The sequence below is a fragment of the Streptomyces camelliae genome (assembly GCF_027625935.1).
Taxonomy (GTDB): Bacteria; Actinomycetota; Actinomycetes; order Streptomycetales; family Streptomycetaceae; genus Streptomyces; species Streptomyces camelliae.
In genome coordinates this window covers 1,597,747-1,614,039 of sequence record NZ_CP115300.1, presented here as the reverse complement: position 1 = coordinate 1,614,039, position 16,293 = coordinate 1,597,747, and the positions used below count along the sequence as shown (strand labels likewise).

At 74.1% G+C, this 16,293-nt stretch carries 14 protein-coding genes and 1 pseudogene; 10 read left to right on the top strand and 5 right to left on the bottom strand.

The window, feature by feature from the left end:
• Positions 1 to 6: 6 nt before the first annotated feature.
• The 4 genes from O1G22_RS07570 (at position 7) to O1G22_RS07550 (ending at position 5,583) form a co-directional block, all read left to right on the top strand.
• Entirely contained in the window at positions 7 to 1,026 is a 1,020-nt protein-coding gene (locus tag O1G22_RS07570; RefSeq protein ID WP_270080602.1) for a substrate-binding domain-containing protein, read from the top strand.
• A gap of 379 nt (positions 1,027 to 1,405) precedes the next feature.
• Entirely contained in the window at positions 1,406 to 3,487 is a 2,082-nt protein-coding gene (gene fusA / locus O1G22_RS07565; protein ID WP_270080601.1) for an elongation factor G, read from the top strand.
• A gap of 770 nt (positions 3,488 to 4,257) precedes the next feature.
• Positions 4,258 to 4,833: a hypothetical protein gene (locus O1G22_RS07555; protein ID WP_270080600.1), complete on the top strand. Its 576-nt coding sequence runs from the start codon at positions 4,258 to 4,260 to the stop codon at positions 4,831 to 4,833.
• Between the two features lie 39 nt (positions 4,834 to 4,872).
• On the top strand, positions 4,873 to 5,583 hold the full coding sequence (locus O1G22_RS07550; protein WP_270080599.1) for a YcnI family copper-binding membrane protein: 711 nt from the start codon (positions 4,873 to 4,875) through the stop codon (positions 5,581 to 5,583).
• 69 nt (positions 5,584 to 5,652) lie between these two features.
• Here the strand turns inward: O1G22_RS07550 and O1G22_RS07545 are convergent, their stop codons facing one another.
• Entirely contained in the window at positions 5,653 to 6,420 is a 768-nt protein-coding gene (locus O1G22_RS07545) for a CDP-alcohol phosphatidyltransferase family protein (protein ID WP_270080598.1), read from the bottom strand.
• Positions 6,421 to 6,526: 106 nt separating this feature from the next.
• Here O1G22_RS07545 and O1G22_RS07540 point away from each other — a divergent pair, with 106 nt between their 5' ends.
• From O1G22_RS07540 to O1G22_RS07520, 5 genes and pseudogenes are all read left to right on the top strand, one after another.
• Positions 6,527 to 7,516 (top strand): zinc-dependent alcohol dehydrogenase, encoded by a 990-nt coding sequence (locus O1G22_RS07540; protein ID WP_270080597.1) that lies wholly within the window; start codon positions 6,527 to 6,529, stop codon positions 7,514 to 7,516.
• A gap of 144 nt (positions 7,517 to 7,660) precedes the next feature.
• Complete coding sequence (locus O1G22_RS07535) at positions 7,661 to 8,059, top strand: 6-pyruvoyl trahydropterin synthase family protein (RefSeq protein ID WP_270080596.1); 399 nt, start codon at positions 7,661 to 7,663, stop codon at positions 8,057 to 8,059.
• A gap of 23 nt (positions 8,060 to 8,082) precedes the next feature.
• The gene (locus tag O1G22_RS07530) at positions 8,083 to 9,267 is read left to right on the top strand and encodes a glycosyltransferase family 4 protein (RefSeq protein WP_270086360.1); all 1,185 of its coding nucleotides are present in this window, start codon (positions 8,083 to 8,085) and stop codon (positions 9,265 to 9,267) included.
• Positions 9,264 to 10,394 (top strand): class I SAM-dependent methyltransferase, encoded by a 1,131-nt coding sequence (locus O1G22_RS07525; RefSeq protein WP_270080595.1) that lies wholly within the window; start codon positions 9,264 to 9,266, stop codon positions 10,392 to 10,394. Before O1G22_RS07530 ends, O1G22_RS07525 begins: the two co-directional genes overlap by 4 nt.
• A pseudogene (locus tag O1G22_RS07520) lies at positions 10,391 to 11,410 on the top strand (lysylphosphatidylglycerol synthase transmembrane domain-containing protein); the annotation flags it as partial. The gene O1G22_RS07525 and the pseudogene O1G22_RS07520, both read left to right, overlap by 4 nt.
• A gap of 101 nt (positions 11,411 to 11,511) precedes the next feature.
• On the opposite strand, the gene O1G22_RS07515 reads toward O1G22_RS07520, so the two are convergent.
• Positions 11,512 to 12,300: a creatininase family protein gene (locus O1G22_RS07515; protein WP_333492478.1), complete on the bottom strand. Its 789-nt coding sequence runs from the start codon at positions 12,298 to 12,300 to the stop codon at positions 11,512 to 11,514.
• Positions 12,301 to 12,337: 37 nt separating this feature from the next.
• On the opposite strand from O1G22_RS07515, the gene ribA reads away from it, so the two are divergent.
• Positions 12,338 to 13,009: a GTP cyclohydrolase II gene (ribA, locus tag O1G22_RS07510; protein WP_270080593.1), complete on the top strand. Its 672-nt coding sequence runs from the start codon at positions 12,338 to 12,340 to the stop codon at positions 13,007 to 13,009.
• Between the two features lie 30 nt (positions 13,010 to 13,039).
• On the opposite strand, the gene O1G22_RS07505 is transcribed toward ribA, so the two are convergent.
• The 3 genes from O1G22_RS07505 to O1G22_RS07495 form a co-directional block, all read right to left on the bottom strand.
• Positions 13,040 to 14,299 (bottom strand): serine hydrolase domain-containing protein, encoded by a 1,260-nt coding sequence (locus O1G22_RS07505; protein WP_270080592.1) that lies wholly within the window; start codon positions 14,297 to 14,299, stop codon positions 13,040 to 13,042.
• A 64-nt stretch (positions 14,300 to 14,363) separates the two neighbouring features.
• A complete protein-coding gene (locus tag O1G22_RS07500) occupies positions 14,364 to 15,713 on the bottom strand; it encodes an MFS transporter (RefSeq protein ID WP_270080591.1) in 1,350 nt (449 codons plus the stop codon).
• Positions 15,710 to 16,288 (bottom strand): TetR/AcrR family transcriptional regulator, encoded by a 579-nt coding sequence (locus tag O1G22_RS07495; RefSeq protein ID WP_270080590.1) that lies wholly within the window; start codon positions 16,286 to 16,288, stop codon positions 15,710 to 15,712. Before O1G22_RS07495 ends, O1G22_RS07500 begins: the two co-directional genes overlap by 4 nt.
• Positions 16,289 to 16,293: the final 5 nt, after the last annotated feature.

Sequence of the window (16,293 nt, the reverse complement as noted above, 5' to 3'; positions counted from 1 at the left end):
TCCGCTGTGTCCGCTGTGCCTGCCCTGTCACCGAGCCGTCGTACCTTTGTGGCCCTCGCCGGCGCGGTCGCCACCGTCGCCGCTCTCACCTCCTGCGCCGCCCACGCGCCGAAGACCGCAGCCGCCGGCGGCTCGGGCAGCGGCAAGAAGACGTTCGTGGTCGGCTACTCCCAGTCCAACAACGCCGAGCCGTACCGCGCCCAGCTCAACGCGCAGCTCCAGCACTTCGTCAAGAAGTACCCCGACCTCAAGCTGCTGCCCATCACCGACGCGCACCAGGACAGCGCCACGCAGGTGAGCCAGGTGCAGAACTTCGTCCAGCAGAAGGTCGACGTCCTGATCGTCTCGCCCAACGAGCCGGCCCCGCTGACCGCCGCGGTGCAGCAGGCCTGCACCGCGCACATCCCGGTCATCATCCTCGACCGGACCGTGAACACCGACTGCTACACGTCCTTCATCGGCGGCGACAACTACAAGATCGGCAAGCTCGCCGGTGAGGCGGCGGTGCAGGCCCTGCCGCACGGCGGCAACGTGGCCGAGCTGCAGGGGACCCTGTCCGACCAGCCGCAGATCGACCGCGACAAGGGCTTCAGAGACGCCATCGCCGGACACCACATCACCATCGTGTACCACCAGGAGGCGAAGTGGCTGAAGGCCAACGCCACCGCGATCATGCAGCGTTGGCTCGACCAGAACCAGAAGATCGACCTCGTCTACGGCGAGAACGACGACATGGCCCTCGGCGCGGTGCTCGCGGCCCGCGGCGCCGGCAAGGCCGACGGCATCAAGTTCGTCGGCATCGACGGCCTCGCCATCCCGACCGGGGGCATCCGCGCTGTACAGCTCGGCCAGATGTACACCACCTTCATCTACCCGACCGGCGCCCAGCAGGCGGCGGACACCGCCGAGGCCATCGTGCACGGACAGACCGTCAGCAAGCACCAGACGCTGGACACCACCAGGATCACCAAGGACAACGCGGCGGCCGTCTACAACCAGTACGACATGTCGGCCAAGCTCGGCTGAGCCGGCCCGCCCCGGACACCGTCAGAACCCATGGCCCCGGCCACGGGTTCTGACGGCGTACCCGAAAATCACGTGCCCCGGCCGCGTTCCTCTCGTACCGTCATCGCGTACCGAGCACCGCCACGACCGTACGGCGGTGCCTGTCGTCCGACATCGAGGGGAGCCCGGCCATGCGTGCGCGCAGTGCTGTTCTCGCTCCCCGTTCCCGGTACGAGGTGATCCTCGTGTCTCCGTCCGGCCGGTGCCCGCTGCGCGGCCGGCACCGGACACCCGTCACGCCCTGCTGACCTGTTCCTGAGTCCTGCACGCGGCGGCTCGCACGGGTGAATCGCGCTGCCCTTTTCTTCGGTCGATCCGATCCCCAGAAAGGCCCTGGGCCGTGCGCACGAACACCACCAGCCTCGCCGCCGTCCGCAACCTCGGCATCCTCGCCCACGTCGACGCGGGCAAGACCACCGTCACCGAGCGGATCCTGTACGCGACGGGCACCACCCACAAGCGGGGCGAGGTGCACGACGGCACCACCGTCACCGACTTCGACCCGCAGGAACGCGACCGCGGCATCACCATCTTCGCCGCCGCCGTCAGCTGCGCCTGGGACGGTCACCGCATCAACCTCATCGACACCCCCGGCCACGTCGACTTCGCCGACGAGGTCGAGCGCTCGCTGCGCGTCCTGGACGGCGCGATCGCCGTGTTCGACGCCGTCGCCGGGGTCGAGCCGCAGAGCGAGTCGGTGTGGCGGCAGGCCGACCGGTACGGCGTCCCGCGCATCGCGTTCGTCAACAAGCTGGACCGCGCGGGCGCCGACCTCGACCGGGCCGTCGCCTCGATCCGGGACCGGCTGCACCCGGCGCCGCTGGTCGTGCAGCTGCCGATCGGCGCCGAGGACACCTTCACCGGCGTCGTCGACCTGGTGCGGATGCGCGCGCTGACCTGGCACGACGCTTCGGGTACGGCCGTGGAGGGGCCCGTGCCCGAGCCGCTCGGCGCGGAGGCGGCACGCCGGCGGCGGGTGCTGGAGGAGACCGTGGCCGGGCTGCATCCGGGCGCGCTGGAGGAGTTCTGCGAGCGTGACTCGCTCACGCCCGCCACGCTCGCCGCCGCCCTGCGCGACCTCACCCGCAGCGGGGACGGCGTGGTCGTCCTCGCCGGATCCGCCTACCGCAACCGGGGGATCGAGCCGTTGCTGGACGCGGTCGTCGCCTGTCTGCCCTCCCCGCTCGACGTCCCCGCCGTACGCGGCGCACACGAGGGCGGCGAGCAGGAGCGGGCCGCCGACCCCCAAGTCCCGTTCGCGGGGCTGGTGTTCAAGGTGCAGGCGAGCGGCACCGGACGGCTCGCCCACGTCCGTGTCTACTCGGGCACGCTGGAGAAAGGAGACGTCGTGCGCGAGCAGGGCAGCGGCCGTACCGAGCGGGTGGCGCGCATCCTGCGGGTCATGGCGGACCGGCACGTCCAGCTCGACCGGGCCGTGGCCGGGGACATCGTGGCGCTCGCGGGTGTGAAGTCGGCGCGGGCCGGCTCCACGCTGTGCGACCCCGGCGCCCCGCTGCTCCTCGAACCGCCCGTGGCCGCCGAGCCCGTGGTGTCCGTCGCCGTCGAGGCCCGGCGCGCCACGGACACCGGACGGCTGGCGACGGCGCTGGCCCGGCTGGCCGAGGAGGACCCCTCGCTGACGGTGCGCACCGACACCGAGACCGGGCAGACCGTGCTGTCCGGGATGGGCGAACTCCATCTGGAGGTCGCGGTGGAGAAGGTCCGCCGGGACGGAGGACCGGAGGTCACCGTGGGCCGGCCGCGGGTCGCCTACCGCGAGACGGTCGTCGAGGGGGTGACCGGGTTCGTCTTCCGGCACGTCAAACAGGACGGCGGGGCGGGGCAGTTCGCCCACGTCGTACTGGACGTCGAGCCGCTCGGGCCCGAAGCCGGCGCCACCGGCTTCGCGTTCCGTTCCGCCGTGGTCGGCGGCCGCGTACCGCAGGAGTACGTGCGCGCGGTCGAGGCCGGATGCCGGGACGCGCTCGCCGAGGGCCCGCTGGACGGGCACCCGGTGACCGGGCTGCGGGTCACGCTCACCGACGGCTCCACCCATGTGAAGGACTCCTCCGACACGGCCTTCCGCACCGCCGGCCGGCTCGGGCTGCGCGCGGCCCTGCGCGCCTGCGCGACCGCCCTGCTGGAACCGGTCGCCGAGGTCACGGTCACCGTGCCGGAGGACGCCGTCGGCACGGTCCTCGGCGACCTGGCGGCCCGGCGCGGCCGGGTCGGCGGCTCCCGGACCCGCGGCGGCGCAGCCGTGCTGACCGCGACCGTGCCGCTGGCCGAACTGTTCGGCTACGCCACGCGGTTGCGCAGCCGCACCCAGGGCCGCGGCACCTTCACGGCCCGGCCCGCCGGGTACGCCCTCGCACCGCGACCGGCATCGGCACCGCAAGCGATGAGCGCTCCGGTCCGGTAGCGGACATCCGGGTCCCTCCCGAGAAGGGGCGGGCCGCAGCACGAGCCACCACCCGGCCCGTGCTGCGGCCCCGCGCCGTTCACAGAGCGGCCCCCGCACGCCCGTGCGTCGCCGTGCGCCGCGGGGCCCCGACCGGGAGCGATCCGGTGTGGGCGAGGTCCGAGTCCGGTGGGGGACGCATGTCATTGCCTCAAGACGGGCCTGGTGCTGCTCGGCAGGCGCAGGGCTGGTGCTCGACGAGGAGACCGCAGCCCGACTCGGCCTCCTGCGGACGGGCCGGCGGGGTGGGTCCGGGCCCGGAGGGGTGCGAGCTGACCCGCACCTCGTCCCCCCACTGATGGCGTGCGCGGCACGCGCCCGGCCGGGCAGGAACGCGCCGCCTCGCACCTCGCCGCCGCCCGCGCCCTCGGCGCCGGCCCCTGCCCTGGTACCTGCTGCGCCACGAACTCCTGCCCGTCGCCGTGCCTCCGTCGTCCGCCACGCCCCGCTCCGCCCGCCCGGCACCGCACTCGCCCTCGCCTCCCTCGGCTTCCCAGGCCTCGGCACCCGGCCGCCGTCCTCCGCGTGGGGCCACCTCCTCGTCGAGCACCAGCCCTACGCCGAACGCACCTTCCTGGACGTCCTCGCCCCGGCCGCCGTACGGCCGTGCCGGGGCGCCGGCGGTGACCTCGGCAGGCGTGCCACCACCCCGGCGCCCCCGGCACAGCATCCCGGCCTGAACAGGCCGTCCCTGCCCCGCGTATCACCCCACCGTGGGAGACTCCCTCACCATGAGCGCGTCCCCCGCGGTGAGAGGTCTGCGCGCCGCGGTGTTCGCCGCGGTGTGCGTGCTGCTCGCTGCCGCCGGGCACGGGCTCGCCATGGGGGACATGCCGCCGCTGTGGGCCGACGCGGCCGGGTTCCTCGGTGTGTTCGCGCTCGGCTGGGTGCTCGGCGGACGCGAGCGGTCGCTCGCCGGCATCGGCACCGCCATGCTGCTCACCCAGGCCGGACTCCATGTCGTCTTCGATGCCGCCCACCGCACTCCGGCCCCCGCCATGGCCGCGATGCACATGCAGGCCACGGCCCCGCCGCACGGCACCCTGCACGCCACCGCCGCCCACCTCCTCGCCGCGCTGGCCGCCTCCTGGTGGCTGCGGCGGGGCGAGGCCGCTCTGTGGTCGCTGCTGCGCCGTACCGCCGCCCTCGTGCCCGGCCTCGCCGCCTGGTGGCGCGGCGCCCCGCTGCCCTGCCCCGCCCCGCAGGCCCCGCGCGTCCCGGCCGGCCCCGCACCGCCGCGCCCGACCCCGCTGCGGCACGCGGTCACCCGGCGCGGACCCCCGCCCCCGGTCCCGTACTCGCACTGACCCTTGTCACCACGTCACCGTACGGAGACCGACTCACCCATGACCGTGACCCACCCGACCCTGCGCCGCGCCGCGGCCGTCACCGCAGGCGCCGCCGCCATCGTCCTGCTGGCCGCCGGTGCCGCCTCCGCGCACGTCACCGTCCACCCCGAGAGCTACGCCAAGGGCGCCACCGACGGCGTCCTGACCTTCCGCGTCCCCAACGAGGAGGACAGCGCGTCCACCACCAAGGTGCAGGTCTTCCTGCCCACCGACCACCCCGTCCTCGGCGTCCTGGTCCACCCGCAGGACGGCTGGACCGCCAAGGTCACCACGGCCAAGCTGAAGACCCCGGTCAAGACCGACGACGGCACCATCACGGAGGCCGCCTCCGAGATCACCTTCACGGGCGGCAGGATCGGCGCCGGACAGTACGAGGACTTCACCGTCGCCTTCGGCCAGCTCCCCGACGACACCGGCCAGTTGGTCTTCAAGACCCTCCAGACGTACTCCGACGGCAAGGTCGCCCGCTGGATCGAGGAGCCCACCGGCGGCGCCGAACCGGAGAACCCCGCCCCGGTGCTCAAGCTGACCGCCGGTGACCCCACGGCAGCACCCGCCCCCGCCAAGAGCACCGCCACCACCACCCAGGCGGCCGACTCCAGCGACTCCACGGCCCGCGGGCTCGGCATCGCCGGCCTGGTCGCCGGCGTCCTCGGCCTCGCGGCGGCCGCCTTCGCGCTCGTACGGAGCCGGGGCGCACGGTCGTAACCACGCATGACATGAAGGGCCCGGACCGGCACCCCGGTCCGGGCCCTTCACTCTCGGCCTGCCGCCCGCTCAGCGCGCCGCCAGCTCCAGCTCCCGCATCTGCTGCTCGGCCGGTATCTCCGCCGGCATCCGCGACGTACGCCACAGCCACCGCACATCCCGGCCGAAGGACCACAGCAGCGAGCCCAGGGCCAGCAGGACGATCGCCAGGTTCGCCGGGCGGGGCAGCAGTTCGGCGCCCGCCAGGAGGAGCGCGACGCCCTGCACCGCGGCCACCGTCTTGCGGGCGAACGACGGGGGCAGCGGGGCGTTCAGCCAGGGGGCGAGCCGGGCGGCGGCGACGAACGCGTACCGCATGCCGCCTATCAGCAGCACCCACGGGCCCAGCTGCGTCGCGACGTACACACTCAGCACCAGGATCAGGAACGCGTCGACCTCCATGTCGAAGCGTGCCCCCAGTGCCGTCGACGTTCCCGTACGGCGGGCCACCTTGCCGTCCACGCCGTCCAGGAGCAGGGCTATCGCGGTCAGGCCGACCAGCAGCGTCACCGGCGGCGCGCTCTCGAAGGAGTCCGCGACCAGCGCGGTCACCCCGCCCACCAGGGTCGCCCGGCCGAGCGTCACCCGGTTCGCGGGACCGAAGGAACGCAGTCGGGAGCGGTGCAGCGCGCGGGCCAGCACCGCCCAGGTGGCGAACGCGAAGGCCAGCCCCGTCAGCCAGCCGGCCGGCCCCATGCCGATCGCCGTACCGAGCAGGGCCAGCAGCAGAAGCTGCACGCCCGCTCCCACAGCGGTCTCCTGCTGGAGCCTCGCGTCATACGTGTTGTTCAGGGCCACCGCACACCCTCCGGCCAGTGACAGAGTCGATCAACGCCGCGTACTGTGCGCGGCCTGTGCACTTCTCGGTACGTGAACAACTTGCCTACTGTTCAGGAGGATGCCGATGAACCGCTCGGCCCGCGCGTTCTGGCTGCGCTCGCCCGGCCACGGAGAACTGCGTGACGTCACCCTCGCGGATCCGGCCGACGGCGAGATCGTGGTGCGCGCCCTGTACTCCGCGGTGAGCCGTGGCACCGAGACCCTCGTGTTCCGCGGCCAGGTGCCGGCAAGCCAACACGCCGTGATGCGCGCCCCGTTCCAGGAGGGTGACTTCCCGGGCCCGGTGAAGTACGGCTACCTCAGTGTCGGCGTCGTGGAGGAGGGCCCGGCCGCACTGACCGGGCGGACGGTTTTCTGCCTGTATCCGCACCAGAGCCGTTACGTCGTTCCGGTGAACGCCGTGACCGTCGTACCCGAGTCGGTGCCCGCCGCGCGGGCCGTGCTCGCCGGGACCGTGGAGACCGCCGTGAACGCCCTCTGGGACGCGTCTCCGCTGGTCGGCGACCGGATCGCGGTCGTCGGCGGCGGCATGGTCGGCTGCTCGGTGGCCGCCCTGCTCGCCCGCTTCCCCGGCGTCCGCCTCCAGCTCGTCGACGCCGACCCCGCCCGCGCCAAGACAGCCGAGGCCCTCGGCGTGGACTTCGCGACACCCGACGCCGCCCTCGGCGACTGCGACCTCGTCGTCCACGCCAGCGCCACCGAGGCCGGCCTCACCCGCGCGCTTCAGCTCCTCGCCCCCGAGGGCACCGTCGTGGAACTGAGCTGGTACGGCGACCGGCGCGTGGCCCTGCCGCTCGGCGAGGCTTTCCACTCCCGCCGGCTCACCGTGCGCAGCAGCCAGGTCGGCACCGTCTCCCCGGCCGCCCGCCCCGGCCGCGGTTACGCCGATCGGATGGCGCTCGCCCTCGACCTGCTCGCCGACCCGGCCCTGGACGCGCTCATCACCGGCGAGAGCCCGTTCGAGCAACTCCCCGACGTCATGCCGCAGCTCGCCGCCGGCGAGATCCCGGCCCTGTGCCACCGGATCCGGTACCCGGAGGCGGGTCTGACCTGAGAAAAGAGTGAGAGAGGGCTGAACACGGGGAAGCGAAGAGCCGTACTACACGTCATCCCCGGGCAGGCACGGTCCGGGGGGACACGTCCTCCCCGGCCGGCACCGTCCGGGGGACCAGACGCGCCGTACCTGGAGGGTCGTTCGTTGTTCAGCATCACCGTCCGCGATCACATCATGATCGCCCACAGCTTCCGCGGCGAGGTGTTCGGGCCCGCGCAGCGACTGCACGGCGCCACGTTCCTCGTGGACGCCACCTTCCGCCGCGCAGAGCTGGACCAGGACAACATCGTGGTCGACATCGGCCTCGCCACCCAGGAACTGCGCCTGATCACCGCCGAGCTGAACTACCGCAACCTCGACGACGAACCCGACTTCGCCGGCGTCAACACCTCCACCGAGTTCCTCGCCAAGGTCATCGCCGACCGGCTCGCCGACCGCGTCCACAAGGGCGCCCTCGGCGAAGGCGCCAAGGGCCTCGCCGGAATAACGGTCACCCTGCACGAGTCGCACATCGCCTGGGCGAGTTACGAGCGTGCCCTGTGACCGAGCTGACCGAAGTGACCGAGCTGACCGAAGTGACCCTGGACAGGGCGCGGCTCCCGTACGTGCCCGCGCAGCCCCCCGCCACCCAGCAGCCCGCCGGAATCATCCCCATGTCCCTGCGCACCGTGCACTTCGTCCTGCCGGGCGGCGTCGACGACCCGGCCGCGCCCAGCGGCGGCAACGCCTACGACCGCCGGGTCTGCCTCGACCTGCCCGGCTTCGGCTGGCAGGTCGTCCCCCACGCCGCGCCCGGCACCTGGCCGCACCCCGACCGGGCCGCCCGCGAGGAACTCGCCCGCACCCTGCGGGAGCTGCCGGACGACGCGGTGGTCCTCATGGACGGGCTCGTCGCCTGCGGCGTCCCGGAGCTCGTCACCCCGCACGCCGACCGCCTGCGCCTGGCCGTCCTCGTCCACCTGCCGCTCGGCGACGAGACCGGCCTCGCCCCCGAGACCGCCGCCGACCTCGACGCCCGCGAACGGGCCGTGCTGCGCGCCGTGCCCGCCGTCGTCGCCACCAGCGACTGGGCGGTGCGCCGGCTCGTCTCCCACCACGGCCTCGCCCCCGAACGGGTGCACGTCGCCGCCCCCGGCGCCGACATCGCCCCCCTCGCACCCGGCACCGACGGCGTCTCCCGGCTGCTGTGCGTGGCCTCGGTGACCCCGCGCAAGGGCCAGCACCGGCTCGTCGCGGCGCTCGCCGCGGTACGGGACCTGCCGTGGACCTGCGAGTGCGTCGGCGGGCTCGGCCACGACCCCGAGTACGTGACACGGCTGCGCGCCCTGATCGCCTGCCACGGCCTCACCGACCGGCTCCACCTGACCGGCCCGCGCTCCGGCGCCGCCCTGGACGCCACCTATGCCGCCGCCGACCTGATGGTCCTCACGTCGTACGCGGAGACCTACGGCATGGCGGTGACCGAGGCCCTCGCCCGCGGCATCCCGGTGCTCGCCACCGACGTCGGCGGCCTGCCGGAGGCGGTCGGCCGCGCCCCCGACGGCGGGGTGCCCGGCATCCTCGTCCCGCCGGAGGACCCCGGCGCGCTCGCCGCCGAGCTGCGCGGCTGGTTCGGCGAGCCCGACGTACGCCGCCGCCTCAAGGCCGCGGCCCGCGCCCGCCGCGCCGCACTCGACGGCTGGGCCACCACCGCCCGCAGCCTGGCCACCGTCCTCGGCCGCCTCCCCGAGGCCCCGAGGAGGGCGGCATGACCGACACCATGAAGAGCGGCACCGCCGCGATTCCGGCCCAACCGGGGCCGGCCGAAGCCGAGTCGGTGCGGGGGAGCGAGGGCGAGGAGGAGTCCGTGCGGAGGAAGGGGAACGGGGAGCACAGGATGCCGGCGGGCGTGGGCGGCGGTGAGGGGACGGTCGAGAGTGCCGCCGGTCCCGTGGGGTCCGCGGCGGCCGCCGCCGACTCGGTGCTGTCGGCCGTCGCCGGTGCCGGGCCCGTGGGCCGGCCGGGCGAGCGGGCCACCGTACGGCTGCGCGCAGGCGACCCCGAAGAACCGCCCCGGTACGCGCCCGAGTGGCTCCAGTTGCGGGAAGGGCCCGACGCGGCCGCCCGCGCCCAGGACCTGCTGGACCCGCTCAGGATCCGGCTCGCGAACCAGCCGGGCCGGGCGGGCGGACTCGCCGTGCACGACCTCGGCTGCGGCACCGGCTCGATGGGCCGCTGGCTGGCCCCCCGCCTCGACGGCGCCCAGCACTGGGTCCTCCACGACCGCGATCCCTACCTGCTGCACTTCGCCGCCGTGGCCTCCCCGCGCTCCGCCGCCGACGGCAGCCCCGTCAGCGTCGAGACCCGGCGCGGTGACGTGGCCCGGCTGACCCCGGACGCGCTGAGCGGCGCCTCCCTGGTCACCGCCTCCGCGCTGCTCGACGTCCTCACCCGGGACGAGGTCTTCGCCCTCGTCGACGCCTGTGCCGGCGCCGGCTGTCCCGCGCTGCTCACGCTGTCCGTCGCCGGCCGCGTCGAACTCACCCCGGACCACCCGCTGGACGCCGAGATCGCCGAGGCGTTCAACGCCCATCAGCGGCGCGCCGGCCTGCTCGGCCCGGACGCGGTCACCGTGGCCTGCGAGGCGTTCGCCGCGCGCGGGGCGTCCGTACGGGTGCATCCGAGCCCATGGCGGCTCGGCCCTGATCAGGCCGCGCTGACCGAGCAGTGGCTGCGCGGCTGGGTGGGCGCGGCCGTGGAACAGCGACCCGACCTGCGCGAGCGCGCCGAACCCTATCTGCACGACCGGCTCGCCGCCTGCGCGGCCGGCGCACTGCGCGTGGTGGTCCACCACAGCGATCTGCTGGCCCTGCCCCGCCCGGCGGGCGGCACCTCATGACCGCCCGGACGACGGCAGCCGACCTGCGAGGGCGCGTGACGTCCACCGGCACGGCGGCCCGCGTGCGCGTGCACGGTGTGGACGCGGGTGCCCGGCGTACGACCGTCGAGGCGGCCACCGTACCGCCGGAACCGGTCACACCCCCGTCCGAGCCCGCACCCACCCCCACCTCACCGCAGCCCCCCACCCCCCGCCGTCCCGGCCCCCGCACCCTGCGCACGCACGTCGGGACCGTCGTCGGTGTGGTCATCCTCGGCGTGCTGCTGTGGCGGCTGGGGACCGGTGCGCTGGTCGACGGACTGCGGCGGATCGATGCCGTGACCGTGCTGGCCGCGCTGGGCATCGGCGTGGTCACCACCGTGCTCAGCGCCTGGCGCTGGCAGTTGGTGGCCCGGGCACTGCGGATCCGGCTGCCGTTCGGGCCCGCCGTCGCCGACTACTACCGCGCGCTGTTCCTGAACGCGGCGCTGCCCGGCGGCGTCCTGGGCGATGTGCACCGGGCGGTACGGCACGGGCAGAGCGCCGGTGACCTGCGGCGCGGCGTGAAGGCGGTGGTGCTGGAGCGGGTCGCCGGGCAGATCGCGCTGGCCGTGTTCGGCGCGGCGGCGCTGCTCGTCCTGCCCTCGCCCGTCCGGGACGAGGCGCGCGATGTCGCCCCGCTCGCCGCCCTGGCCGTCACAGGAGCCCTCGCCGTCGTCCTCGCCGTCCGCATGAACCGCGCCTCCACCCGCCGCCGGGGCGCGCTGCGCACCGGCCTCGGCGAGGCGCGGCAGGGGCTGCTGTCCCGGCAGGCCGGCCCCGGTGTCGCGGTGGCCTCCGCCGTGATCCTGGCCGGGCACCTGGCGATGTTCGTCGTCGCGGCCCGGGTCACCGGATCCGCCGCCTCCGTGGCCGTACTGATCCCGCTCGCGGTTCTCGCCCTGGTCGCCATGGGCCTGCCCCTGAACGTCGGCGGTTTCGGCCCCCGCGAGGGCGTCACCGCCTGGGCGTTCGGCGCCGCGGGGCTCGGCGCGAGCAGCGGCGTCGCCGTCGCCGTGGTGTACGGCGTGCTCAGCTTCGTGGCGAGCCTGCCCGGCGCCGTCGTCCTCGTCGCCCGCTGGTACGGCGGGCTGCGCGGCTATTCCCCCGCCGCTGAGGAATCCTCGGCGGGCGTGAGCAACGCGAACGTCTCCGCGAACGATTCCGCCAGGCTCGCCAGCAGTTCCCTCCCCTTTTCCGCCGACCCCAGGGAAGGACGGCCGATGACGCCCGATTCGGTATAGGCGGACATTCCCACAGTGAGCAGATGACGACGGTCATCGGCGACGAAATCGGCGGACTCGTAACCAGGGCGGACGAATTCGGGATGAGCGTGCAGAAGAATCGAGGTCTCGATTTCCCCGGCATGCATGTCGGTGAGCAGCGAGGTCAGCACCCCCGCCCGCTCGCGCGCCGCCTCCCAGTCCTCGGCCGCCGGGAACAGCGCCATCCGCTCACCGCGCGCGGACGCCTCCTGCACGACATTCCCCAGAACGTAGTTGCCGCCGTGCCCGTTGACCACGACGAGCGCGTCCACCCCACCGCGCCGCAGCGACGCCGCGATGTCCCGGACCACCGCGTGCAGGGTCACGGCGGAGATGCTGACGGTCCCCGGCCAGCCGGCGTGCTCGTGCGAGCAGGAGACCGTCACCGGAGGAAGGAGATGCACGGGGTAGGCGGCGGCGATCCGACGCGCCACGGCACAGGCGACCAGTGTGTCGGTCGCCAGCGGAAGGAAGGGCCCGTGCTGTTCGAAACTGCCGACGGGAAGGACGGCGACCTGTGCTGAAACCCCCGTCCCCCGCGCCCGTACGTCTTCCGTGGTGTCCGTCGGCATCACGCCGTGCGCCGATTCACAGGCCGTCGCACGCGCACCCGAACCACTCATCATTCACGGCCTTTCGTCTCGCTTGAGGAAACAGATCATGACAGACAACACCGGCGACACCATCGGCGTTCTCGGCGCGAAGTCCCCGCGGCGATCGGGCGCGGAACGCGTCGTGAACGCACCGCTGCCCACCGTGTACGGCAAATTCCAGGCGGTCGGCTACCTGGACCACGACCGCGGCGACGAGCAAGTGGCCCTCGTATACGGGGAGATCGGCACCGAGAACGTGCTGACCCGGCTGCACTCCGAATGCCTGACCGGCGACGCGTTCGGCTCCCGGCACTGCGAGTGCGGCGACCAGCTGGCGTCCGCACTGCGCGCCGTCGTCGCCGAAGGCAGCGGCATCGTCGTCTACTTGAGGGGTCACGAGGGCCGCGGCATCGGCCTGCTCGCCAAACTGCGCGCGATGGCCCTGCAGGCGGAGGGCCTGGACACCGTGGAGGCGAACCTCGCCCTCGGCCTGCCGGTCGACGCCCGTGACTACGGCGTCGCCGCCGAGATCCTGCGCGACCTCGGCGTACGCTCGGTACGGCTGATGTCCAACAACCCGCGCAAGCGCGAAGCCCTCGTCCGGCACGGCATCCAGGTCGCCGAGCAGGTGCCGCTGCTGATCGAGCCGTGCGAGAGCAACATCACCTATCTGCGCACCAAGCGGGAACGGCTCGACCACATCCTGCCGCACCTGGACGCCGTCGCCCACGGCTCCTGACCGCCCCGGGGCGCCGGGCCGGCCGGGCGGTCAGCAGACGACCGCCTCGTGCACCAGCCGCCGCAGCTCCGGGAACACCTTCAGCGTCTTCGGGCGCACCTGGGTCATGAACTGCACCGTCAGCTCACGGGCCGGGTCCACCCAGAACGCGGTCGTGGCCGCGCCCGTCCAGCCGTACGTACCGAGGCTGGACGGGGCCAGGGTGCGGGACGGGTCGACCACCACCGAGACGTTGAAGCCGAAGCCGAGGCCGTCGTTGCCGGGCTCCTGATGCACGGGGGCACCGAAGGCGCGCAGGACGGCGCCACCGGGCAGCCGGTTGCCGGTCATCAGCGCGACGCTGACCGCCGACAGCAGCCGGACACCGTCCAGTTCGCCGCCCCGGCGCAGCATCTCCATGAACCGGTGGAAGTCGTACGCCGAGGAGACCAGCCCGCCGCTGCCGGACAGGAACCGCGGCCGGCCGTGCACCGGCAGCCCCGGCACCGGTGCGATCCCGCCCTCGTCCGTCTCCCGGTACAACTCGGCCAGCCGGGGCGCCTGTTCGGGCGCGAGGTGGAAACCCGTGTCGGTCATGCCGAGCGGGCCGAGGATCCGCGTCGAGAAGAACGCGTCCAGCGGCTGCCCGGAGACCACCTCGATCACCCGGCCGAGCACGTTCGAGGCGACCGAGTAGTTCCACTGCGTCCCCGGGTCGAACTGCAGCGGCATCCGCGCGTACACCTCGACCGTCTCGGCCAGATCGGCGCCCGGCGGCACCGAGTACTCCAGACCCGATGCGCGGTACAGGGCGTCGACCGGATGGTGATGGTAGAAGCCGAAGGTCAACCCGGCGGTGTGGGTGAGCAGGTGGCGGATCAGGATCGGGCCGGCGGCGGGCCGGGTGCGCACGCCGACGCCTTCGGTGCCCTCTGTGCTGTCGGGGCCCTCGATGCCTGAACCGCCGTCGTACACCCGGGGGCCGGCGAACGCCGGCAGATGGCGTTCCAGCGGGTCGTCGAGGCCCAGCCGGCCCTCCTCCACCAGCAGCAGCACAGCGACGGCGGTGACCGGCTTGGTCATCGAGTAGATCCGCCACAGCGTGTCCGGCCCGACCGGCAGCCCGGCCGCGACATCGCGCAGACCGTACGTGGTGAGATGCGCGACGCGGCCGCCACGGGCCACGGACAGCAGCCAGCCGGGCAGCCGGCCCTCGTCGACGTGACGGGCGAAGTGCTTCTCCAGCCGGTCCAGCGCCTCGCCGTCCAGTCCCGCCTCGTCCGGGCCGACTTCCTGTCGCAGCTGTGTCATCGCTCTCCTCCGGTCGCCTTCGTACGCGATGCCGCCCGGCCGCCCGGTCGGTCCGCACCGGTGCTCATCGTCGCGCAGGAAGCCCGTTCCGTACCCGATCTTCGGCGCCGTGTGTGACCGACGCGACGCCGCCCGCCCCGGACAGCGCGCAGGCCAGGGGCACTCCGAGCGCTGCCACGGCGGCCAGGACGAGCAGCGCCGGCCCGGTCCCGGCACCCTGCAGTGTGCTCGCCGCGGCCACGCCCAGGGCGGGGCCCACGTTGAGCGCGGTCTGCTGCAGCCCGCCCGCGACCCCGGCGGCCGCCGCCTCGGCCTGCGTCACCACGACATGGGTGGCCGCCACCATCACCGTCCCGAACCCGGCGCCCAGCAGAGCGAACCCACCGCCGAACACCGGCGCCGAGGCGGCCTGCGACAGCACGAGGACACCGAGCGCGAGCAGCGCCGTCGCCGCCGCCGTCGTACCGCGCGCCCCGAGCCGGCGCAGCAGCACCGGGCACAGCGCGGCGGACGCCACCATCAGCACCGCCAGCGGCAGGGCGCGCAGCGCGCCGGCCAACGGGTCGAGACCCAGGCCGCGTTGGAGGACGTAGACAGCCGTGAAGAGCGTGCCGAACAGGGCTGCCGAGACCGCGACCAGGACACCGAGCGCCGCCCCGACCGCCCGCGACCCGACGACGCCCGGCGGCAGCAGCGGGCACGCCGTACGCCGCTCGTGCCGGACGAGGACCGCCGCCCCGGCCCCGGCGAGGACGAGCCCCGCCCAGGAGACGGGCCGCGCGGTCAGCGCATGGACCAGGCAGGCCAGCGTCCCCGCGAGCAGCACCGCCCCCGGTACGTCCAGCGCGCTCCGGGCCCCCGCCGCAGCCCGCTCCGGGCGCCGCAGGGCCGGCAGGCCGAAGGTGAGCGCCGGCAGCACGTTCAGGAAGAACGCCGCCCGCCAGCCCAGGGACGTCACCAGAGCTCCGCCGACCACCGGTCCCGCTGCCGCCGCCAGTCCGATCGCCGCCGTCCGCACGGCCAGCGGCTTCGCCAGCGCCTCCGGCGGGAACGCGGCCCGCAGCATGCCCAGCGTGGCCGGCTGCAACAGCGCCCCGAACACCCCCTGCACCGCCCGCAGTCCGACCACCCACCCCACCCCGGGCGCGAGTCCGACGCCCGCCGACACCGCCCCGAACCCCAGCATGCCGAGCGCGAACATCCGCCGGTGCCCGAACCGGTCACCGAGCCTTCCCGCGAACACCAGCAGGCTCGCCACCGCGATCAGATACGCCGTACTGGTCCACTGCACCTCGGCGAACGATGCCCCCAACTCCCGTTGCAGGCGCGGCTGGGCGACCGTGAGGACCGTACCGTCCAGGGCTACGACCACCGCACCCGCGACACTGCTCGCCAGCGTCCACCGCCGGTTCACCGGCCGTCCTCCGCACCCAGGTGCGCGGCCAGCACCGCATCGAGCAGCGACTCGAAGTCCTCTTTCTCGACGGCCAGTTGAAGACTGTGCCAGCGCCACAACTGCGCAATACCGTGCAGATTCGCCCACAACGCGCCCGCCACCAGCCGGGCATCGGCCTCCGGCCGCACCTGCCCGACCAGCCCGGCCAGCAGACCGAACAGCGGCAGACTCGCCTCCCGCAGCCCCAGATGACCGCTTTCCAGCAGATCATGACGGAACATCAGCTCATACATGCCGGGACGGTCCAGCGCGAACTCCAGGTACGTCCGCGCCAGCCCGGCCACCCGCGCCCGCGCCCCGGCGCCCGGGCCGGGCATCCGCTCCACCCGCTCGGCCAGATCGGCGAAGCCCCGGCGCGCGATGGCCGACAGCAGCTCCAGATGGGTGGGGAAGTAGCGGCGCGGCGCCCCGTGCGAGACGCCGGCCCGCCGGGCGATCTCCCGCAGGGTCAGCGCCGACAGCCCCTCGGCGGCCAGCAGCTCCACCCCCACATCGACCAGAAGCTCCCGCAACCCCGTGTCCGACTCAGTCATAGACA